This is a genomic window from Psychromonas sp. 14N.309.X.WAT.B.A12, from assembly GCF_030397575.1.
In the GTDB taxonomy this organism is placed as follows: domain Bacteria; phylum Pseudomonadota; class Gammaproteobacteria; order Enterobacterales; family Psychromonadaceae; genus Psychromonas.
The window spans coordinates 51,870-73,541 of sequence record NZ_JAPNXS010000008.1 but is presented as its reverse complement, the minus strand read 5'-3'; the positions used below and the strand labels follow the sequence as shown (position 1 = coordinate 73,541).

General features: G+C 37.6%; 23 protein-coding genes. 7 read left to right on the top strand and 16 right to left on the bottom strand.

The annotated features are described in order from the left end of the window. Positions 1-56: 56 nt before the first annotated feature. The 3 genes from OW492_RS11700 to folB are packed head-to-tail and all read right to left on the bottom strand — an operon-like array spanning position 57 to position 1,729. Complete coding sequence (locus OW492_RS11700) at positions 57-854, bottom strand: undecaprenyl-diphosphate phosphatase (protein WP_290040139.1); 798 nt, start codon at positions 852-854, stop codon at positions 57-59. A gap of 18 nt (positions 855-872) precedes the next feature. Beyond that, positions 873-1,376 carry a 2-amino-4-hydroxy-6-hydroxymethyldihydropteridine diphosphokinase gene (gene folK / locus OW492_RS11695; RefSeq protein WP_290040138.1) on the bottom strand — a complete coding sequence of 168 codons (504 nt, stop codon included), beginning with the start codon at positions 1,374-1,376 and terminating at the stop codon, positions 873-875. Continuing rightward, positions 1,376-1,729, bottom strand: a complete 354-nt coding sequence (gene folB, locus OW492_RS11690) for a dihydroneopterin aldolase (protein WP_290040137.1) — start codon at positions 1,727-1,729, stop codon at positions 1,376-1,378. The genes folK and folB overlap by 1 nt, the downstream gene beginning before the upstream one ends. A 173-nt stretch (positions 1,730-1,902) precedes the next feature. On the opposite strand from folB, the gene plsY reads away from it, so the two are divergent. Further along, positions 1,903-2,499: a glycerol-3-phosphate 1-O-acyltransferase PlsY gene (plsY, locus tag OW492_RS11685; RefSeq protein ID WP_290040136.1), complete on the top strand. Its 597-nt coding sequence runs from the start codon at positions 1,903-1,905 to the stop codon at positions 2,497-2,499. Between the two features lie 107 nt (positions 2,500-2,606). After that, positions 2,607-3,017 (top strand): lactoylglutathione lyase, encoded by a 411-nt coding sequence (gloA, locus tag OW492_RS11680; RefSeq protein ID WP_290040134.1) that lies wholly within the window; start codon positions 2,607-2,609, stop codon positions 3,015-3,017. 82 nt (positions 3,018-3,099) lie between these two features. Here the strand turns inward: gloA and trpS are convergent, their stop codons facing one another. From trpS to pilM, 12 genes are all read right to left on the bottom strand, one after another. Next, positions 3,100-4,101: a tryptophan--tRNA ligase gene (trpS, locus tag OW492_RS11675; protein ID WP_290040132.1), complete on the bottom strand. Its 1,002-nt coding sequence runs from the start codon at positions 4,099-4,101 to the stop codon at positions 3,100-3,102. A gap of 21 nt (positions 4,102-4,122) precedes the next feature. Continuing rightward, complete coding sequence (locus tag OW492_RS11670; protein WP_290040130.1) at positions 4,123-4,794, bottom strand: phosphoglycolate phosphatase; 672 nt, start codon at positions 4,792-4,794, stop codon at positions 4,123-4,125. 10 nt (positions 4,795-4,804) lie between these two features. Next, on the bottom strand, positions 4,805-5,476 hold the full coding sequence (gene rpe, locus OW492_RS11665) for a ribulose-phosphate 3-epimerase (protein ID WP_290040128.1): 672 nt from the start codon (positions 5,474-5,476) through the stop codon (positions 4,805-4,807). Between the two features lie 71 nt (positions 5,477-5,547). Beyond that, complete coding sequence (locus tag OW492_RS11660; RefSeq protein ID WP_290040127.1) at positions 5,548-6,390, bottom strand: Dam family site-specific DNA-(adenine-N6)-methyltransferase; 843 nt, start codon at positions 6,388-6,390, stop codon at positions 5,548-5,550. Beyond that, on the bottom strand, positions 6,383-7,978 hold the full coding sequence (locus tag OW492_RS11655; protein WP_290040126.1) for an AAA family ATPase: 1,596 nt from the start codon (positions 7,976-7,978) through the stop codon (positions 6,383-6,385). The genes OW492_RS11660 and OW492_RS11655 overlap by 8 nt, the downstream gene beginning before the upstream one ends. A gap of 6 nt (positions 7,979-7,984) precedes the next feature. Beyond that, on the bottom strand, positions 7,985-9,055 hold the full coding sequence (gene aroB, locus OW492_RS11650) for a 3-dehydroquinate synthase (RefSeq protein WP_290040124.1): 1,071 nt from the start codon (positions 9,053-9,055) through the stop codon (positions 7,985-7,987). After that, positions 9,055-9,570, bottom strand: coding sequence for a shikimate kinase AroK (gene aroK / locus OW492_RS11645; protein ID WP_113819341.1), 516 nt, complete (start codon positions 9,568-9,570; stop codon positions 9,055-9,057). The genes aroB and aroK overlap by 1 nt, the downstream gene beginning before the upstream one ends. A gap of 158 nt (positions 9,571-9,728) precedes the next feature. Continuing rightward, positions 9,729-11,807 (bottom strand): type IV pilus secretin PilQ family protein, encoded by a 2,079-nt coding sequence (locus tag OW492_RS11640; protein ID WP_290040123.1) that lies wholly within the window; start codon positions 11,805-11,807, stop codon positions 9,729-9,731. Positions 11,808-11,833: 26 nt separating this feature from the next. After that, positions 11,834-12,352 carry a pilus assembly protein PilP gene (locus tag OW492_RS11635; protein WP_290040122.1) on the bottom strand — a complete coding sequence of 173 codons (519 nt, stop codon included), beginning with the start codon at positions 12,350-12,352 and terminating at the stop codon, positions 11,834-11,836. Continuing rightward, entirely contained in the window at positions 12,352-12,921 is a 570-nt protein-coding gene (locus OW492_RS11630) for a type 4a pilus biogenesis protein PilO (protein ID WP_290040121.1), read from the bottom strand. Before OW492_RS11630 ends, OW492_RS11635 begins: the two co-directional genes overlap by 1 nt. A gap of 2 nt (positions 12,922-12,923) precedes the next feature. Then, positions 12,924-13,481 (bottom strand): PilN domain-containing protein, encoded by a 558-nt coding sequence (locus OW492_RS11625; RefSeq protein WP_290040120.1) that lies wholly within the window; start codon positions 13,479-13,481, stop codon positions 12,924-12,926. Beyond that, on the bottom strand, positions 13,481-14,539 hold the full coding sequence (gene pilM, locus OW492_RS11620) for a type IV pilus assembly protein PilM (protein ID WP_290040119.1): 1,059 nt from the start codon (positions 14,537-14,539) through the stop codon (positions 13,481-13,483). The genes OW492_RS11625 and pilM overlap by 1 nt, the downstream gene beginning before the upstream one ends. Before the next feature lie 196 nt (positions 14,540-14,735). Here pilM and OW492_RS11615 point away from each other — a divergent pair, with 196 nt between their 5' ends. Together OW492_RS11615 and nudE are read left to right on the top strand one after the other, a co-directional pair. After that, positions 14,736-17,309, top strand: a complete 2,574-nt coding sequence (locus OW492_RS11615; RefSeq protein ID WP_290040118.1) for a PBP1A family penicillin-binding protein — start codon at positions 14,736-14,738, stop codon at positions 17,307-17,309. 132 nt (positions 17,310-17,441) lie between these two features. After that, entirely contained in the window at positions 17,442-17,993 is a 552-nt protein-coding gene (gene nudE, locus OW492_RS11610) for an ADP compounds hydrolase NudE (RefSeq protein WP_290040117.1), read from the top strand. A 54-nt stretch (positions 17,994-18,047) separates the two neighbouring features. Here the strand turns inward: nudE and sthA are convergent, their stop codons facing one another. After that, positions 18,048-19,478 carry a Si-specific NAD(P)(+) transhydrogenase gene (gene sthA / locus OW492_RS11605; RefSeq protein WP_290040116.1) on the bottom strand — a complete coding sequence of 477 codons (1,431 nt, stop codon included), beginning with the start codon at positions 19,476-19,478 and terminating at the stop codon, positions 18,048-18,050. 209 nt (positions 19,479-19,687) lie between these two features. On the opposite strand from sthA, the gene OW492_RS11600 reads away from it, so the two are divergent. Genes OW492_RS11600 through OW492_RS11590 form a run of 3 tightly spaced genes read left to right on the top strand, consistent with a single transcriptional unit; the run spans position 19,688 to position 21,637 of the window. Further along, positions 19,688-20,047 carry a YijD family membrane protein gene (locus OW492_RS11600; RefSeq protein ID WP_290040115.1) on the top strand — a complete coding sequence of 120 codons (360 nt, stop codon included), beginning with the start codon at positions 19,688-19,690 and terminating at the stop codon, positions 20,045-20,047. A 21-nt stretch (positions 20,048-20,068) separates the two neighbouring features. Then, entirely contained in the window at positions 20,069-20,527 is a 459-nt protein-coding gene (locus OW492_RS11595) for a methylglyoxal synthase (protein ID WP_290040114.1), read from the top strand. 9 nt (positions 20,528-20,536) lie between these two features. Continuing rightward, a complete protein-coding gene (locus OW492_RS11590) occupies positions 20,537-21,637 on the top strand; it encodes an MOSC N-terminal beta barrel domain-containing protein (protein WP_290040113.1) in 1,101 nt (366 codons plus the stop codon). The last annotated feature ends 35 nt before the right edge of the window (positions 21,638-21,672 follow it).

The window sequence follows — 21,672 nt, the reverse complement described above, 5'->3', positions numbered from 1 at the left end:
GCTTAAGGTTATATTGATTGAAAACTGCAAACGTCCATAAGGGCGTTTGCAATGAGTTAACTCAGCACGTAAAACAATGCCGCACCTAGTATCAAACGATATATAACAAAAGGTAACATGCCTACTTTATTCAATAGTATTAAGAAAAAGTGAATACATAAAATGGCACTGATAAAAGAAACACCAGCGCCCAGCATTAAAGCGCCCCAATCTACATATTGATCCGATAAGATAAATTTAAGCAAATCGTATCCAGATGCCATAGAGATAATTGGTACCGACATCAAAAATGAAAATCGTGCTGCGGCATTACGTGTAAGTCCTAGCATCAAACCTGCTGTAATAGTAATACCTGAACGAGACGTACCAGGAATTAGGGCCAAAGCTTGTGCACAACCTAAAAAGATTGCCCCTTTTAACCCTGTTTGATACTCAGTTTTAACCTGTACCGCTTTAGCATCTGCCCACCATAATAACAGGCCAAAAAACACTGTTGTAGCGGCAACTACATAACCGCTGCGTAGATATAATTCGATATAATCTTTACCAAAAAAACCAATCAATGCAGCAGGAATAGTCGCCCAAATAATCCACCAAGCTAATTTGCTATCTGGTGTCGTTTGTTTATGTTTGATCGAGTTACACCAGGCCAATGACATATTGCGTAGGTCTTTATGGAAATAAAGCACAACTGCAGCTAAGGTACCAATGTTCAATACGAGATCAAATGCTAGACCTTGGTCTTGCCACCCTAATAAAACAGAAGGTAGCAATAAGTGTGCAGAACTTGAAATAGGTAAAAACTCAGTTAAACCTTGAATCAAGGCTAGAACGATAACTTCTAAAAAACTCATATTTATCTCTTTTGGTTACTATGATGATAGTGATTCGATAATAACAGGTGGATCCACCTTCCATAATTTCTGTTTATCAGCTGGGTATTGTGACCATAAAGTATGGTAACTAAGCTGCAAAACAGGATGCAATAATGTAGGTGCTAACTCTGCCAACGGTTTTAATACAAATGCATTTAAAGTAATTTCTGCACGAGGGAGATCACGACTATTATCAATGACATCGTCGTATAATAGTAGGTCCAGATCTAATGTTCTTGGTGCATATTTTAATGCTTTTAATGGTCTGCCTAATTGTATTTCTATCGCTTTTAACTGTTTTATCAGCTGTTCGATGGATAAATGACTGGATAGTTCCACCACTAAATTATAAAAGTGGCTTCCTTTAAACCCCACCGCTTCGCTTTCATACACTTTGGATAACCTCAGCTCACCAAATGCTTGTTGTAATGCTTGTATCCCTAAACGAATATTTTCACGTCGATTGATGCTTGACCCCACCCCAATGAAAATATGAGCCATTACTTAGCACCACGCTCGATTTGTACCCCTAAGCTTTGCGCTTTAGGTAGTGCGCCTGGTTTGTGTAACGTTAACTTAATCCAAGGAACTGCAAACTCTTCCATTATTAATGCCGCTACTCGTTCCGCCATGGTTTCAATCAATTCAAACTGGTTTTGTTGAGCAAATTGGCTAACACGCTCTGAAACACTAAAATAATTTAATGCTAGCTTAATATCGTCATTAGCTGCTGCAGGTTTATTATCATGTGCCATCTCTAAATCAAAATAGAGTTTTTGTTGTACACCCTTTTCCCAACCATACACACCAATTGTACTGATCACTTGCAGCTGTTTTATAAAAACGATATCCATATTTCTATCCCATCATTGTATTTTATTTTGATGCCACTACACTTTTTTTTGTTGCGGTTAGCGAGTAGACTCAGATGTTAACCTGAAAATTATAATTGCTCTTGCCACTGACTTTCTTTGTAGACAATATATAATTGACTCGCATTTTACCTTAATAGGATGAAATAAGTACCATGATTATACTGGCAACACTTATTTTTAGCATATCGGCCTATTTTCTTGGTGCAGTAAACGGCGCCATTTTACTGTGTAAGTATAAAGGCTGGCCAGATCCTAGAACACATGGTTCAAAAAATCCTGGTGCAACCAATATGCTACGTATGCATCATGCGCAAGCAGCAAGCCTGGTACTTATCTTTGACCTGTTGAAAGGCACAATCCCTGTTTATCTTGCTTACTTTGTTGGCATTCCACCGTTTGCTATTGGCTTTATTGGTATTGCTACCTGTTTAGGTCATATATTCCCGCCCTACTTTAACTTTAAAGGAGGGAAAGCCGTTGCAACCGGACTTGGTACATTATTGCCTTTAGGTATGGATATGACTGGATTAGTTGTGATCACTTGGTTATTAACAGTCGCAATCAGTGGTTATGCTTCTTTAGCCGCTATTATCACCGCCATTGCAGCCCCTGTTTATGTTCATCTCATCAAGCCAGAATTTACCTTACCTGTGTTAATGCTATCGTGTTTAATCATATTGCGACATATCAGTAACATTCGTCGTTTGTTAATAGGCAAAGAGAAAAAAATAGTTAACTGGAAGCAATAATGAATACCAAGATTAACCTATCATTAAGATCATTTATGATAGGATCTAAATAATCGATAAGAAGCGAGAAATTGATCATTTAATTATTTTAATGAAAGGAAAGACTTATGCGTTTATTACACACTATGTTACGTGTTACCGATTTACAAAAATCGATCGATTTTTATCAACAAGTATTAGATATGAAACTATTACGTCAATCAGAAAACACTGAGTATAAATATACACTGGCTTTTCTTGGTTATGGCGATGAAGTGGATACGACAGTGATCGAGTTAACTTATAACTGGGGTACTGACAGCTACGATATGGGTAATGCTTACGGGCATATTGCCATTGAAACCGATGACATTTACGAAACTTGTGAAAAAATCAAAAGCTTAGGCGGTATTATTACTCGTGAGCCAGGGCCAGTAAAAGGTGGTTCAACAGTGATTGCATTTGTTAAAGACCCTGATGGCTATATGATTGAGTTAATTAATAAAAAAGATGCAGGTAAAGGTTTAGGCGAAAGCTAATATCCAAACTACCTACTATAAAAAGGGCTGATAACATCTCATATTATCAGCCCTTTTTATTAATTATATTTTCACTAAACAACTATTTAGGCAAAAAACCAATACGATCGTAAACCTTAGCTAAAGTCGCTGCAGCACGTTCACGAGCTTTTTCTGCCCCCACTCGAGCCATTGCTTGTAATGCTTGCTCATCTGCACGTAACTCTTTAAAACGAGCTTGTATAGGCTCTAATAAAGTAACAACAGCATCTGCAGTATCTGATTTCAAGTGACCATACATTTTATCTTCATATTCAGGAATCAAACTATCAATTGAACGGTTTGTTGAACATGACAATAAAGTTAATAGATTAGATACCCCTGGTTTTTCAGCAGTATCAAAGTAGATTCGAGCTTGTTCATCAGAATCAGTCGCGGCACTTTTAATTTTTTTCGCTATTTTTTTCGGATCTTCTAATAATGCGATAAAGTTCTTTTCATTATCATCAGACTTAGACATTTTCTTAGTCGGATCTTGTAGACTCATGATACGGGCACCGTGCTCAGGAATAGCTGGCTCAGGTACCACAAAAGTATCGCCATAAGCATTATTAAAACGAGTCGCAATATCACGAGCTAGCTCAAGGTGTTGTTTTTGGTCGCTGCCCACTGGTACATGTTTTGGACCATACAATAAGATATCTGCAGCCATTAATACCGGGTAGCTGTATAGACCAGCATTGATATTAGTAACATTTTTTTGCGACTTATCTTTAAACTGCGTCATACGATTTAACTCACCCATTTGTGTATGACAGTTTAAAATCCAAGATAATTCAGCATGTTCAGGTACTTGCGATTGAATAAACATGGTACTTTTTTGTGGGTCAATACCCACTGCTTGATACATTGCTAAGCCATCATAGATCGCGTTACGTAATGCTTTAGGGTCTTGACGAACCGTAATAGCATGTAGGTCAACCAAACAGAATAAACAATCATTGGTTTCTTGCATCACTACCCATTGGCGTAACGCACCCATGTAGTTACCAATCGTTAAGCCGCCTGATGGCTGGCATCCACTTAATACAACGGGTTTAGTCATTTTTACTTTCCTTCATTGCTCTTACAGCAATGTTAATAATTCATCGAAATGATTAACAATATAATCTGGGTTAATCTGTGCAATCGGCTCGCCAAAGTTGTAACCATAAGTTAAGGCGATGGTAGATACCTTGGCATTCTGTCCGGCTAAAATGTCATTACGTGAATCACCAATCATAACCGTCTCTGAAGCACCAATATTGAAGTGCTCACAAGCATATTCAACTTGCATAGGATCTGGCTTATTACGCGCTAATGTATCGCCACCAAGTAGGAGATCAAAACATCGGTTAATACCAAAGTAGGCAAGTAAATCAGGTAAGAATTTTTCAGCTTTATTAGTAATGAGTGCAATCTTATAACCTTTGTCTTGCAGTTTAAATAAGGTGCTTTTTACCGCTGGGTATAAGCCAGACTCCGTATTTAAAAATTGCTGATAATATCCCTCGAAAATACTCACTGCATTAGCGAGTACGTCCTGAGAAAAATCATTACCGTTGACATGCTGTAAGCAACGTTCAACCATTTTAGGAATACCATCCCCTACCCAAGTTTTTACCACTAGATCATTAACATGAGGTAAAGATAACTCTTCTAACATAGCATTTAAGGATAAACGCAGGTCAGGAACACTATTAACTAGTGTCCCATCAAGATCAAAACAGATTAATTTAATATCAGTAAGTTGAGTCATAATCAGTAATTTATTTTACTTCAGCCAGTTGCTCACGCATTTCATCAATGACTGCTTTGTAATCAGGTTGATTAAAGATAGCTGAACCTGCAACAAACATATCTGCACCCGCTTCTGCAATCTCTTTGATATTATCTGTTTTAACGCCACCATCAACTTCTAAGCGGATATCACGACCACTTGCATCGATTAATTTACGTACTTGACGTAATTTTTCTAGTGTATGAGGAATAAATGATTGTCCACCAAAACCAGGGTTTACAGACATTAATAGCACGACATCTAATTTATCCATGACATGTGTTAGTTCTTCTAAAGAAGTGGCAGGATTTAATACTAGACCTGCTTTGCAACCGTAAGACTTGATAAGTTGTAATGAACGATCCACATGTTTAGATGCTTCAGGGTGGAAAGTGATAATAGAAGCTCCTGCTTCTGCAAACTGAACTATCATACTATCTACTGGTTCAACCATTAAGTGAACATCAATAGGTGCAGTGATACCATAGTCACGAAGCGCTTTACACACCATTGGACCAATTGTTAGGTTAGGTACGTAGTGGTTATCCATTACGTCAAAATGCACCACATCAGCGCCATCAGCTAATACTTTTTTAACATCATCACCCAAACGAGCAAAGTCTGCAGAAAGGATTGAAGGTGCGATTAAATAGTCTGTCATAATGGTCTGTTCCTAAATAGAAATAAGCTAAAGTATGAGCGCGTTATTCTACCTAAGCAGGGACTAACACACTAATTTTTATTTGCGATGTTTGCGTTTGATTTCGTTTTAGCTGGAAAAAAAGCAAATAACTCGGCGACAGGTTTACGGTCAGTCGACTTGCTACTGATAGTACGAGATACAAATATTTTATCGCACTCAGCATCACGGTATAACTCCTGAGTTAACGTTGTATCGTGATTGCTTAATAACACTGCTGCTTTACTTTCACGCGCCAACTTAGCTAATTGAGCTTGATCATCCAAACTAAAACCTTGCGTTGCGTAGCTAGTAAAAGAAGCACTTTTACTTAAAGGCACGTATGGTGGATCACAATACAACACATCGCTATCACGCAAATACAAAAATAGTTTTTGATATGGTTTACAAGTAAAAGTGGCTTTTTTCGCTTTTTCAGCAAAAAACAGCAGTTCGCTTTCAGGAAAGTATGGTTGTTTATAGCGTCCAAAAGGTACGTTAAACCCACCACTTTTATTATAACGGCATAAGCCATTGTAGCCGTGACGATTCATGTATAAGAACAATAATGAACGAAGATAAACGTCATCACTTTTATTAAATTTTTCACGTAATTGGTAATAAACCTCTTCCTGATTATATTTTGCTTGAAAATATACTTTAGCATCTCGGATAAACTGTTTAGGTTTACGCTTGATAATTTTATACATTTCAATTAAATCAGGATTAATATCATTCAGTACATACTCATCGAAATCGCTGTTTAAAAACACTGAGCCAGCACCAACAAAGGGTTCTATTAATCTATTAGCTTTTGGTAAGCGTGCATTAATTTGTTCAGTTAAGGTAAACTTCCCACCAGCCCATTTTAAAAAGGCTCTATTTTTTTTATTCATTATTTAACCGCAAATCATTGTGTACTGCTTGCCATGACTTTATCCAAGTAGGCATACCTGCAAATGCTCTTGGCAAGTTTTTAATTGCCAAGTTTGCAGATGCTTTTGATGTGTATTCACCATAAACGACAACAAACAAAGGTTTATTGTTACGGATAGTTTGATAGGTAAATACATTTTCTGTTGAACCAAACTTCCGCTTAAAATCTGCTAAATAAGATCGCGTCGACATAGCCGAAATTTGTATTGTTAAGTTGCTAGGTTTTTTACTCAATAAAACCCTGGGAGCTGTCAGTAAACTATCTGTTGATCGCGTTATTTCAGGTTGAGGCTGATTCTGTGTTGTCACATTTTCAACCTCTTCTGTATTCTCTATCACTGCTTGTTTAGTGATTTCAGATTTTTCTTTTATCTGCGCTTGCAGTTGTTCCGCAACACTACTTTCTGCAGCCTCAACTTGAGTATTTGATTTCAATAATGGTGGTATAGCATGTTCCTGCATTGCTTGAGGCGCTTCTTCCATTTCATTATTCGGCTGTTCAACAAGTACAGATAACTCTATTAATTGATCATTAGAGATAACCACCCGCTGTTCTGTTTCATCGGATAAGCCCACCAGACTTTCATTATCATCAATATCTAAGTCAAAGCTAGACCACCCACCAGCCAGTGGCTCAGAAATTAAGCTTGATTGAAGATTTGATTCCGTTTCAAATTCAGGGAGAACTTGTTCCGCTACCTCAGGTACATAGTTCTGGGGCTGTTGCACCGGAATAAACTTAGGATACAAATAGACTCCAAGTGCCGAGACAATAGCAACCAATGACAGCATTAATAACGCAGCTGGTAGCCATGTTTTAGCCCAAGCATGTTTATCTTCTTTAAAGCCTCCCTGACTAAGCTCTTCTGCTAATAAAATAATCTTTTTCGGGTTGCCTGCACAGAGATGTAATTGATGATTTAACGCATCTTGATGTTGTAATTTAGCCTCATAGCCCATTTGTTGGAAATTATGCACTAACAATGCCGTTGCCTCTTGGATTGTTAAAGCAGGCAAGACTAGCTCTAAACGATTAACTCGATGACTTAATCTTTCAACTAGATGTGAATCTAAATAACTTAAAAAGTGCTTAGTTGATGCAGGATCCACTAATAACATGACATTAACCGTCGTCTCTTCAGTTAATTCAAAGGACGCTAATAACTCACATAACTCAATCAAAAAATCCGTTGGTAATAGATGTGCATTATCAAGAATCAACAACCGATTTTGCGGTTGACTAAACTCTTCTTGTAAACGCTCTACTGAATCAACTAGTTTGTCCTGGGCATTAAATAAAGCACGGTCAAATAACTGCTCAATCACTTTTTGTCTTAATACCGGAACAGTAGCGACATTAGATAAAGACAGATAAACCTGTTTTAAGTCGGGAGGTAAAGTATTAGATAAGTTTTCAGTCAGTGTCGTTTTACCAGATCCGGTTTCTCCGGTGATAAAAATAAGAGATGAAGATAAATAGATATGGTGTTGCAGCCGCTCTAAAAGCTGCAACTGTGAAGGAAGCGAAATAAGCGTTCTTTCGACCATAATAGATTAAGATTCTATTACATCGCGAAGCACAATCTCACTCACATTATCAAATAATGCACTGGTACCAATAGACGTTGGTAATACTAAACGCAGTTTCCCATCCAACACTTTTTTATCTAACTGCATATGCTCAGCAAAATGCTTGTATTGCATGTTTTCTGGTGCTGCTAACGGTAGATCAAAAGCTTCAATTAAATCGATAATACGATCGACATCATCGTGCTCAATTAAGCCTAAAACAAAAGATGTTTCAGCGGCTAATACCATACCCGCAGCGACGGCTTCACCGTGTAACCAATTACCATAACCTTGCTCAGCTTCAATGGCATGACCAAAGGTATGTCCTAGATTTAATAATGCACGGATACCATGCTCTTTCTCATCTAATGCAACCACTTCGGCTTTAATTGCACAACAACGTTTCAACATATAAATAATAGACGTTGGGTCTAACGATTTAATCGCTTCGATATTTTGTTCAAGCCATTGGAAAAACTCTTGATCGTATATAATGCCATACTTAATGACTTCTGCCATACCTGCTGCAAACTCACGTGCAGGTAAGGTTTTTAAGCACTCAATATCAATCACAACAGCCTGTGGTTGATAAAATGCACCAATCATATTTTTACCTAAAGGATGATTCACTGCAGTTTTACCACCAACAGAAGAATCAACTTGAGATAATAACGTGGTTGGTATTTGTACAAAGGCAATACCACGTTGATAACATGCAGCAGCAAAGCCTGCCATGTCTCCAATCACACCACCACCTAGTGCAATAATAGTAGTATCACGAGCATGTTTTTTGGCTAATAATTCACTTAAAATGATTTCAAAAGTGCTTAGGTTTTTATGTTGCTCGCCATCCGGTAAAATTACGTCATCTATTTGATAGTCTTTTAATGTATTTTTACAAGCTTCTAAATAGAGCGGAGCAACAACATCATTAGTCACAATCATGACTTTTTTACCTTTTATCGCACTGCTTAACAAGCCAGTATCTGATAGGAGGTGTGAACCTATCGAGATAGGGTAACTACGATCACCTAGATCAACGAGTAACTTTTCCATTAAAAATCCAATAAAGCTATAATTTGACTAGCAACAACTTTGGCACTTTGCTCATCAGTTTCAATAGTGTAATCCGCAGCTTCTTCGTAAAGTGCATTACGTTTTTCAGCAAGTGTTTCTAATACTGATTGTGGATCATCTGTTTGTAGAAGTGGTCGACGTTTGTCTTTTAATGTTCTTGCTAATTGCTTTTGTACGCTTGTTTTTAAATAAACAACAATACCACGAGCAGATAAGTGCGTTCTGTTTTCTTGACGAATAACGGCACCACCACCTGTTGCTAAAACAATACCATGTTTTTTAGTCAGCTCGTCTAACATCTCTTGTTCACGGTTTCTAAAACCTTCTTCGCCTTCGACATCAAACACCCAAGCGATATCAGCGCCTGTTTTGCGTTCAATTTCACTATCTGAATCAAGGAAGTCTAAGTGCAGCATTTGTGCTAGTTGACGGCCAATTGTGCTTTTACCAGCCCCCATTGGGCCAATTAAAAATATATTACGCTGTTCTGCCATGTTGAATTTTTACTCAAGTGGTTGATTATTGGGAAGCCCCTTAAAAATTAAAGAGAAGTGCCTTATTATCGCAATTGTTAACAATATATTGCAAGCCATAAAAAAAGAAGCCCGAAGATAAACTTCAGGCTTTTTGAATAACTTAAGAAAAATCTAACTTAGTATTTTGTTTGCATCACAATACGTGGTGTAACAAAAATGAGTAGCTCTGATTTTGTATTGTCAGTAACCGAGTTTCTAAAAAAGTAACCTAAATAAGGAATGTCACCTAAGACTGGCACCTTACTGATCGTATCTGAGATTTGTTGTTGGTAGATACCACCTAAAACAAGGGTTTCACCATTATCAACTAACACTTGAGTTTGTATCTCTTGTGTATCAATAGATACTGACTCACCATCACTAGTTGTTACCGTTTCACCAACAGAGTCCTGTGTGATAACTAAATCTAAGATCAATTTGTTATCCGGCGTTATCTGTGGTGTTACTTGTAAGCTTAATACTGCTTTTTCAAAGCTCACCGTCGTTGCACCTGATGAAGAAGATTCAACATATGGAATTTCGGTACCTTGCTCAATATAAGCAGTTTGTTGGTTAAGCGTTGTAATACGAGGACTCGCAATAATCTCCGCTTTACTCTCTTGCTCTAACGCTGATAACTCTAAATCTAGAATATTACCATTAGCTAACGTTGCGATTTGGAAGCCTAATGTACCCGCTGATGAAGCAACTGGTAGATTTACATCTAGCGTATTCAATCTTGAATCAGAACTTGCAGAGTCTGTATCTAGCCCCCAACTTACCCCTAAGTCTTCTGCAACAGAATCACTAACAGTAACCATACGCGCTTCAATAACGACTTGGCGAACAGCAACATCTAATACTTCGATAATTTCTTTAACAGAATCAATCACCGCAGCAGTATCTTTAATCAATAGAATATTAGTTCGCGTATCTACTGTTACATTACCGCGTTCAGAAAGTAAGCTTGCACTCTGACCAGATAATAATGCAGCGATAGTTTCAGCTTTTGCGTAATTAATTTGAATAAACTCTGAATATAATGGAGCTAACGCAGCAACCTCATTGTTAGACTCTAATTGCTGACGCTCAGAAGCTGCTAGTTCGGATGCAGGAGCAACCATTAATACGTTACCATCCATACGCTTACCTAAACCACGTACTTTTAGGATAATATCTAATGCCTGTTCCCATGGAACATCATCTAAACGCAATGTAATATTACCGCTTACAGAGTCAGTAATAACTAAGTTAAAACCATTAAAATCAGCAATTAACTGTAACACTGTACGTACAGGAATATCTTGGAAGTTAAGCGAGATAGCCTTACCTTCATATGGCGCATCAGCTTCATCTTCAGGTTTCTTAGACACTTCAATCATGAATAAGGTATCTAGTTGATCGTAGCGATAGTTGTATTCGTCTTTGATGTTGAAAACAAAACGCGTTGTACCATCTTCACGAAAGGTCTCAATTTTATTCACAGTCGTGGCAAAATCGACCACATCCATGATGTATAAGAAATCATCAGGAATAAATGTACTTTGAAATTCTACAATAAGCTGTTGGTCGCGACGTTTAATATCGACAGCAACGCTAGAGTTATCTAGATAAACAAATAATTTACCTTGGCCTTCAGATCCGCGTTTAAAATCGATATCTGCGATGGTATTAACATAGCCTTTAGGACGTTCAATTAATGCTGCTTTACGTGCTTTTTCAGCCGCTTCACTTAATGTATTTTGTGCAGTTTGATCACCAGATTCTTGCATGATTGCAGCTGCAATCGCTGATTCAGATTCTGTAGCAGCAGATTTTTGTTGAGTATCCCCGAAACGGACTACTAAATTCTTACCTTGCTCCGCAACATAATAAGGCATTAGCTCTTCAATATTGATAGTTAAACGTAACCCTTCGCTCATACGTTCAGCTTCAACGGTTTTAACACCATTTTTATCAATGGTAATAGGGTTTAACTCAAGCAAAGAGCTCGCGTCCGCGACATCAATAACCAGTTTATTTGGGCGATAATTTAATTTATCAGTATAACTGCTGATGGCTTCATTAAATTCAAACTTTAATTCAAACTTCCCTTCTGAAAGAGGATTAACGTTTAATTTAACCAATTGCGACTCGGCAACTGCAAAAGGAGATAAAATGAGCAAAAGGCTACTAATACTCAACAGCGCAATTTGCTTTATATTTAATAATTTCATGATTTCCGTTTCATCCCTGATTAACTTTATTTTGAGACTAATTTAATCTGTGTAAGCCGTTCTTCCCAACAACCATTTTTATCTGGTGCGAGCTCCAACAGATCAATTTGTTCTTTATTTATTTTTAGTACTTTTCCGTAATTTAACCCTAAATAATTTCCTGGCTTAACACGATGTACTTCACTACCAGATATTTGTACTAACGCCCATAATTGATCGTCCTTAAGTAAGGTGCCACGCATTTGCATTTGCCCTAATGAATACATCTCAAGCGCCTGTTTTTTACGTTCAAAATTTGGTTGAGGGCAACTTTTAGGAGTATCCTTTACTTCTGCAATGACTTCAAGCTTAGGTTGAGAAAAAGGATTCCTTCCATCTGCCTGTGTAAAGTTAAGAGTGTCGATTTTTTTCAGTGTAGGCACTTCATTTTTCACAGGATAAACTTTAGATTTCGTATCAACAACAAACTGATTCAAGTCTTCGAGGTTTGCCTCAGAACAAGAAAAAAGTAAAAAAACCAGAGGTAAAGGTAATAAATTTTTCATTATTTATGTCCTTTGTATTGGTAAGTTTTTGCAACAATATCAAGCATTAAGGTATTTTCATCATTATGCTTTAATCGTAAATTATCTAATATCACAATACGGGGTAAAGCTGCGATGTCTGCAGAAAACTTACCTAATTGCTCATAGGTACCTACCACTTTAATACTTATTGGAACTTCCTCTGCTAACTCTAATTGTTTTTTTACACCCCAGTTAAGGCTTTTAAATTGCAACCCGTTATTTGCACCAATAAAACCAATATCATCTAATAAACTAGCAAGTTCTTTTTTGGTTGGTAATTTATTCACTAATCCAGCTAATATTACCTCAATTTCAGTCATTTGTTCTCGATATGCTTCAAGGTTTGAAGATAATGCAGCTTTGACTTTAAATTCATTTTTAAGTGCTAACTCTTTTGCTTCGACTTTATCTAATTGCTTAAGCTGATCTTCAATAACATAATAATAAAAACCACCAATCAACAAAATACAAACAATGGCAATCACCACTGTTTTATGCAACTTAGGCCAACTGCCTACATTATCGAAATCCATATCATTAATATGCATGATTATTTCCCGTCTTCATCTTCAGGTAGAACAATAAAGTTCATCGAAAAATTATATAACTTGATAGGCTCTGTTGGCCCACTCACAATGGAAGGTAGCGCAGCGTCACCTAACCAACCTGAACTATCAACATTTCTTAGCATATTACTTACTTGTCCTGTTGAATCAGATAACCCTCTAACATCTGCTTTTCCTTTATCAAAGGTGATAGAGTTTGTATAAACACCTGGAGGAGTTACTTCAGGTAACGTATTAAAAAACCTTGTAATCGTATTTCGCTGCTCTTCAAGCTGTTGAATTAAATTAATACGTCGAACCAATTCAGCTTTTTGTTTTTTAATATCACTGATTTCAGCAATACGACGATCTAGAATGATAGTCTCTGTTTGTAAATATTGATTCCTTTCATTTTGTGCATTAATTAAGGAGTCTACATACATTTTTCCAGCATAAGATAAACCTAATGCCACCAAGGCACTAATAGCCAATATAATAAAGAAGGCTGTTTTCTTCTGCTTTTTATAATTCTCGCGCCATGGCAGTAAGTTAATATTCGACATTATGAAACGCCTCTTAATGCTAACCCGAGAGCCATCATATATTTAGCCCCAGATTCTTTTAATAATTTATTTTCTTCTTCGCTTTTACATTCAAGTGCCAGCGATGGGTCGGCAATTTCTACTTCAAATTCAAGCTCTTCTTGCAATTGTTTTGCTAAAGGTTTCATCAACACACCACCGCCTGTCAGAATAAGCTTCTGCACATCAACATTATTAGGTGCATTAGTAAACATGCGTAAGTCAAAGCGTAAGTGATTAACAGTCATATTAACAAAAGGAGTAATCACATCGACTTCGGCATCAACAGGAAGGTCCTCATTAATTTTAGCTTGTTCAGCTTCTTGAATTGGCATGCCATAACGCTCCGAGAGCATTTGACTACAAAGCCCTCCACCGTGACTTTTACTACGGGTAAAAATGACATTCCCCTGATATAAAATATTCAGCATCATTTGCGAGGCACCAATATCAACTACTGCAACGCCTCGATTGTAATCATCAGAGGTCATAATCACCTCTGCTGACCGTGCTAAAGCATGGCTGGCAATATCTACAATCGTTGTTTTTAATCCACTATTATCAACACATTGAGCTTGGGACAAAACTCGCTCTTTCCGAGCAGCACTCACTAAAATGTCATTTAATGATTTATCATTTTCGCTAGGCCCCATCACTTCAAAATCAATAAATATCTCATCCAATGGGAAAGGGATGCTATTCTCGACTTCAATTTCAACACGAGATTCTAAGTCTAGTTCATCTAATGAAGCGTTCATTTTCATGACTTTAGTAATGACATCAGATCCAGTGACTGCAATCGCAACATTTTTAAGACTAGAAGGGAAGCTGTGGCGAATTTGTTTAAGAATAGCGGTGATTTTATCCACTTCTTCAAAGCGATTATCAACGATCAATCCTTTTGCTACTGGTGCCTCAGCGATACCGTCAACGCGATACGTTCCTTGTCCTTTTGAGATCGCAATGGCTTTTATTGAACTTGACCCAAAATCAATGCCAATAACGCTGCGAGAACCTAATTTTTTCAATCCAAAAAACATAATTTCCTTGCTACCTATAGCTATAATAAATAATTTTTTAAATTAGTGTATGATGATAATAAGTTTAATTTCGATAACTTCCAAGCCGATAAGTCACAGTTCGCTCTTTAACTCATAATTTATCACTATATACTACATACCCTATATATCTAACATAAAAGTGACTTAGTCACGATACCGATGGAATTATTTAAATATGATGAAATGGCTCAAGAGACTTTTTTTAGTTGCTATTATATTGACTTTTATTGGCGTAGCCGCAGTATTTGTCATTTATTATCAACTTAAGTCTGACCTACCTGATGTTACTAGTATCCAAGATATACCTCTACAAGTACCAATGAAAGTATTAAGTAAAGATGGAGAGCTCATTTCTCAATTTGGTGAAAAGCGACGTATCCCATTATTACGCAAAGAAATTCCAGATCAACTAGTAAATGCATTTATTGCAACAGAAGATAGTCGTTTTTACCAACATGTAGGTATGGATCCAATCGGAATATTGCGTGCAGCGAGTGTTTACATCATGTCAGGTAGTGCGAAACAAGGAGCAAGTACGATCACCCAACAGGTTGCACGAAACTTCTTTTTAAGCAATGAAAAGACAATTCTTCGTAAAGTTCGTGAAATATTTATCGCAATACAGATAGAGCAGATTTTAACAAAAGATGAAATATTAATGCTGTATCTTAATAAGATTGCATTAGGACATCGCTCTTTTGGTGTTGGCGCAGCAGCACAAGTTTACTTCGGCAAAAACGTATCTGATTTAACATTATCTGAAATGGCCGTACTAGCCGGCTTACCTAAAGCCCCATCTCGTTTAAACCCTATCTATTCAGTAGAAAATGCAACAGAACGACGCAATCTTGTATTAATGCGGATGTTAGATGAAGGGTATATTTCGCAAAAAGAATATGAAGATGCACGTAATGAGGTGGTGTTGAGTCGCTATCATGGTGCAGAAATCACATTATCAGCACATTATGTCGCAGAAATAGCACGTAATAAACTGATTGAACTGTATGGCAAAGATAGAAGCTATAACGAAGGCTTTAATGTTTACACCACTATTACCAGGGAAGCACAACAAGCAGCAAATGAAGCTGTTATTGAAAACTCCCATAACTACGATATGCGACACGGTTACCGTGGTCCAACAAAAGTATTGTGGGAAGAAGGTGAAACAGCTTGGTCTACAGAAAAGATTGCTAAGACATTAGCTCAAGAAACTAACTTCGGTAAGTTACAACCCGCTGTTGTAATGGCAGTAAAAGACAAAAGTATTGAAGTACTAATCAAAGGTCAAGCAGAACAAAAATCAACCATTGAATGGGATGGATTAAGCTGGGCTCGATCTTTCATTAGCGATTCAAGACAAGGTTTGCCACCGAAAAAAGCGGCCGACATTGTTAAAGTAGGTGAACAGATCTGGGTACGTCAAATTGACGTGACTAAAGATAATAAAGTAACAAAACAACTACAATTATCACAATACCCAGCGGTTAGCTCTGCATTTGTATCTTTAAACCCACAGGATGGTGCCATTACCTCATTAGTTGGTGGGTATAGCTTTGTGCAAAGTAAGTTTAATCGTGCAACACAAGCAAAGCGTCAAGTAGGCTCTAACATTAAACCATTCATTTATTCAGCCGCTTTAGATAATGGTTATACCTTAGCAACTTTGGTTAATGATACCCCGATTAACCAATGGAGTGGCAGTGCAGCATGGCGTCCCAAAAATTCTCCTGCAGTCTATGCAGGGCCAATTCGCTTACGCCAAGCACTAGGACAATCTAAAAATGTTGTCTCAGTACGTTTAGTTGAAGATTTAGGGTTAACCACTGTCATTGACCAACTGACTAAATTTGGTTTTAATGAAAATGATATGCCAAGAAGTAACTCGATTGCTTTAGGTTCAGCATCAATGACACCTATCGATTTAGCAACTGGTTACGCCATTATTGCTAACGGCGGTTACAAAGTAGAACCTTATATTATTGAACGCATTGAAGATGCATACGGCACTGTTTTATATCAAGCAGAACCTAAAATTGCTTGTCCAAAATGTGCTGAAGAATATCAAGCACAAGCGTCAGCAATCGCGGCTAATCCATTAGCGACTAAAACAGTTAATGACCATAATGCAGAAGTCTGCGCAATCTCTCCTGTAAGCCGCTCACAAATAGCTGAATCAGCAATTTCTCCTGATACTGCATTTTTAGTTCGAGAGCTATTACGTACGGCTGTATGGGGTGGCGGTAATAGGAAAAATAAAACTAACTGGAATGGTACTGGTTGGCGAGCAGCACGTGCAATCGGTAGACAAGACATGGGCGGTAAAACAGGTACCACTAATGACTCAAAAGATGCTTGGTTCTCTGGTTTTGTAGGTAACATGGTAGCCACTTCCTGGGTAGGTTTTGATGACTTTAATCGAGAACTAGGTCGCGCAGCTTACAATAATAATCTAGGCAGGAACCAGGTAGCAGGCGGGGAATTCGGTGGTAGAACGGCATCACCAGCATGGAACATGTTCATGAGTAAGGTAATGAAAGATAAACCTGAGTATAAACCTGAACGTCCTGCCTCTATTTCAACAGTGCGAATCGATGCGGCTACTGGGTTATTATCCACAGCAACAGATGAATCAACGTTATTTGAGTTCTTCAGAGCAGATCATATCCCAACAGATTATGTACCAGAACCTATTTATGGGAGTTCAGACTCGCAAACAGGCGGGACTATCTATGATGATGAGCTATTTTAAATAGCGACCGTTAACAGTAACTGAAAAGCTTACAATGTATAGTTGTAAGCTTTTTACTATTTTGATTAATAGTCATGGCATTCAATGGTACGTTATGTATCAACACTACTTATTTAACATTACGAGGCAGCTATGAGTAATTCATCACCAATTTTACCAACTATATTAAGTAAGAGTGTTGCCGCATGCAGTCGTTTTTTTAAAATTGAAACATTACAACTTAAATTCAGTAACGGTGAACAGCGGGAATTTGAACGCATGAAAAGTAGCACACAAGGTGCTGTATTAGTGGTTCCTTTTTATGACGAAGACACTATTCTCTTAATTCGTGAGTACGCTGCTGGTACTCATAGCTATGAATTAGGCTTTCCAAAAGGTCTCATTGACCCAGGTGAAACACCTATGGAAGCAGCTAATAGAGAACTTAAAGAAGAAGTGGGTTATGGTGCAAAGGAGTTTACTGAGTTAAGAAAAGTGGTGATGGCACCGAGTTACTTTAGCAGTGAAATGACCTTATTTATGGCTAAAAATTTATACTCAGAACGCTTAGTCGGTGACGAGCCTGAGCCATTAGAAGTGATCAAGTGGCCAATTAGTAAAGTAGATGAGTTATTGAATAGAGATGACTTTCAAGAAGCACGTTGTATCAGTGCTCTATTATGGGTTATGAAGAACTATCGATAAATTTAATGGGCAGCATCATCTAAACTGCCCACATATTCACCTACAAAACTGACCTTAAAATAATCTATTTAAACCATTTAAAGCTGCCACTCGGTATGCCTCAGCCATGGTTGGATAGTTGAATGTAGTACGTACAAAGTATTCAATGGTGTTACCTGCCCCTTCTTGCTCCATGATGGCCTGTCCAATGTGAATGATTTCCGCTGCTCTTTCGCCAAAGCAATGAATACCTAAAATTTCTTTGCTTTCACGATGAAATAAGATCTTCAAACTACCCACGTCAGAGCCAAGAATTTGTGAACGTGCTAAATCCTTAAATTGCGCTCGACCAACTTCATAAGGGACTTTTTGTTGAGTCAACATTTGTTCCGTTTTACCCACTGAACTGATCTCAGGAATAGTAAAAATACCCGTTGGGATGTCTTTAATTAGCTTTTTATTACCTTCACGTGTAATGATTAAGTTGGCGGCAATACGTCCTTGATCATAAGCGGCACTAGCTAAACTTGGATAACCAATTACATCACCAACAGCATAGATGTTATCCACAGCGGTTTGATAATGCTCGTTAATCGCTAATTGGCCTCGCCCATCGGGTGTTAAGCCAACTGCTTCAAGGTTTAATAAGTCAGTATTACCGGTACGACCATTTGCATAGAGTAAACAATCTGCTTTCATTTTTTTACCAGACTTAAAGTGAATAACCACTCCTTCTGCTGTAGCTTCTACTTTTTTATATTCTTCATCGTGACGAAGAATAATGCCTGAATTTCTAAAGTGATAAGACAAAGCATCGGACATCTCGGCATCTAAAAAAGATAGCAACCTATCTCGAGTATTAATTAAATCAGTTTTAACACTTAAGCCTCTAAAAATAGAAGCGTATTCACAACCAATAACACCCGCACCATAAATAACAATATTTTTAGGCTGATAATCCAATGACAAAATAGTGTCACTATCATAAATATTGGCGGCTTCAAAATTAATATCAGTAGGGTGATAAGGCCTAGATCCAGTAGCAATAATGATATCTTGTGCAGTAATGATTTCCACAGAACCATCTGGATTTTTAACTTTGATGGAGTGGTTATCAACAAAAGATGCTTCGCCAAAATGTAATGTACAGTTATTACGATTATAAAAGCTACTGCGCATCTTAACTTGCTGACCAATCACTTGCTGAGTATGGCGAAGTACATCGGCAAAGGTAAAAGCATGCTTTTGTGGGTAGTTATTAGTAAATAACGCGTTATTTTTTAATTCAATCAATTGCGTAACACTATGTCGCAATGCTTTCGAAGGTATGGTTCCCCAATGAGTACAACCACCGCCAATATCTCTATATTTTTCAACAACAGCTACACGTTTACCCGCCTTTGCTAGCTTCATTGCAGAGCCTTCACCGCCGGGGCCAGTACCAATAACAATTGCATCATAATCATAATTTACAGTAGCGGCTTTTGGACTTTTTGGTGTAGACATTAGACAACCTCAAATAGGAAATAAAAGTTATATTAACAATTTGATAGCATTTGTCACACATTCTTACAACAATTCGCGCGTAGGGTAAAATTTTTAGAACAACTTCAAGATCAGGTGCTAAGCTCTCACCATCGTTATAAAAAACAAGAAATAGGCATGGGTTCATGCTATTTTTAGATTTCAGATAGCCAAATTCTAGGAGTGATAAAATGCAAGAGAGCAACATATCGGTTAAATGGTTAATTTATACTTTTTTAATAGGTTTATCGGCCAACGCCTGTTTCTCTATTTTAACAATCTCACAAGTGACTTTTTCTCTTTTTCCATTTGTTACTTTGTTTTTCTCTATCAGTCACTTTTATCGTTTATATATCCATGAAGCGAATAATGAAACCAGTATTCGCCCTGCTTGGGCTGCATTTTTTATTGGCATTTTCTCTTATGCCGCTTTTACTGGTGCCTTATACCCAGAGCTAGGATCTAACTTCCTGTCTATTACTATCACACTCATATTGGCAATTTGGCTAATGTATAAAATGATGTTTGGTGATAAGCACTACTCTGCATAATTTTTATCAAAAGGTAATACTATGGAATATATTACGCGTGACATATCGCAGTCTAAAAAAATTGCGTTAGTTGCACACGACCACATGAAAGATCTACTGATTAACTGGGCTGACAAACGCAAAGATCAGTTAACAAAACATGATCTTTATGCAACAGGCACCACTGGTGTTTTATTACAAAAAAAGACTGGCTTGCCAATTCAATGTTTATTATCTGGTCCAATGGGTGGTGATCAACAACTAGGTGCAAAAATAGCCGAAGGCAACCTAGACCTATTAATCTTTTTCTGGGACCCAATGAATGCAGTACCTCATGATACTGATGTAAAAGCATTATTGCGTTTAGCGGCAGTATGGAATATTCCTATTGCAACTAATATCGCCACTGCCGACTTTATTATGGATTCGTATCATATCGATAAAGTCTACGCGACACGCATTCCTGATTATGCAGGTTACCTACGAGAACGAACTACTTAAGGAGTGAGCGTGCAAAGCTTAACAGATCTCTATATTTATCCAATTAAGTCCACTAAAGGTATTCAGTTACCTCAAACATTTGTTGAGGAAAAAGGCTTAACTAACGATAGGCGTTATATGTTAGTAGATCTTGATGGCAAGTTTATTACTGGTCGTACTCACCCACAATTGACACAGGTTACTATAGAATTTTCTAAAAAAGGGTTGTTAGTGAGCGCACCAAAGCAACCCAGTATTTATATTCAACCAGAGCATTTCACTGAGCAGATGCAAAAAGTAGAGGTTTGGGCTGATAATATGCAAGCTCAACATTGCCACCCTGATTATGATCAGTGGTTTTCAACTTACTTAAAGCAAGATTGCCAACTGGTTTATTTTTCAGAAAATACCACTCGCTGTGTTAAAAACCGCACCAATCAAGTTTCCTTTGCTGATGGTTATCCGCTTTTGTTAATCAATCAAGCATCTGTAGATGAGCTTAATACTCATTTAAATAAGCCAGTAACAGCCCTGCACTTCCGTCCTAATCTTATTGTTAAGGGAGAATCGGCTTTTATTGAAGATACCTGGTTACGCATTAAAATTGGCGAAGTTGAGTTTGAAGTCAGTAAACCTTGTTCACGCTGTAACTTTACTAATGTAGATCCTTTAACCGGTGTGCCAGACTTAGAACAACCTTTGAAGACACTGGCTGGTTTCCGCTTCCATGATGGTGATATTGATTTTGGGCAGAATTTAATCCCACTTAACGAAGGAGTGATCTGCGCTGGTGATAGTGTTCAAGTACTAGAAACCCAACAACCTCCACAATACACCTCCATGTTAGGCGAAGAAAAACTAAGCCATAAAGCCATTCAGATATATTTTTCAAAATCAGATATCAAAGTGGCAGGTAACGATAACGGTTTATTATTAGAACAAGCTGAAGCCGCTGGTATTAATATTCCTTTTTCCTGCCGTGGTGGTAAATGTGGGCGCTGTAAAACTAAATTACTATCAGGTGAAGTAAAAGTACTGAATAACCAAGGTATGTTTAAAGAAGAGATAGAAGACGGTTATGTGTTAGCTTGTAGTTGTATTCCCAAGACTGATATCAGTATAGAACATTAATCTGTAAGGACTGTAATGTGAATTACAGTCCTTTA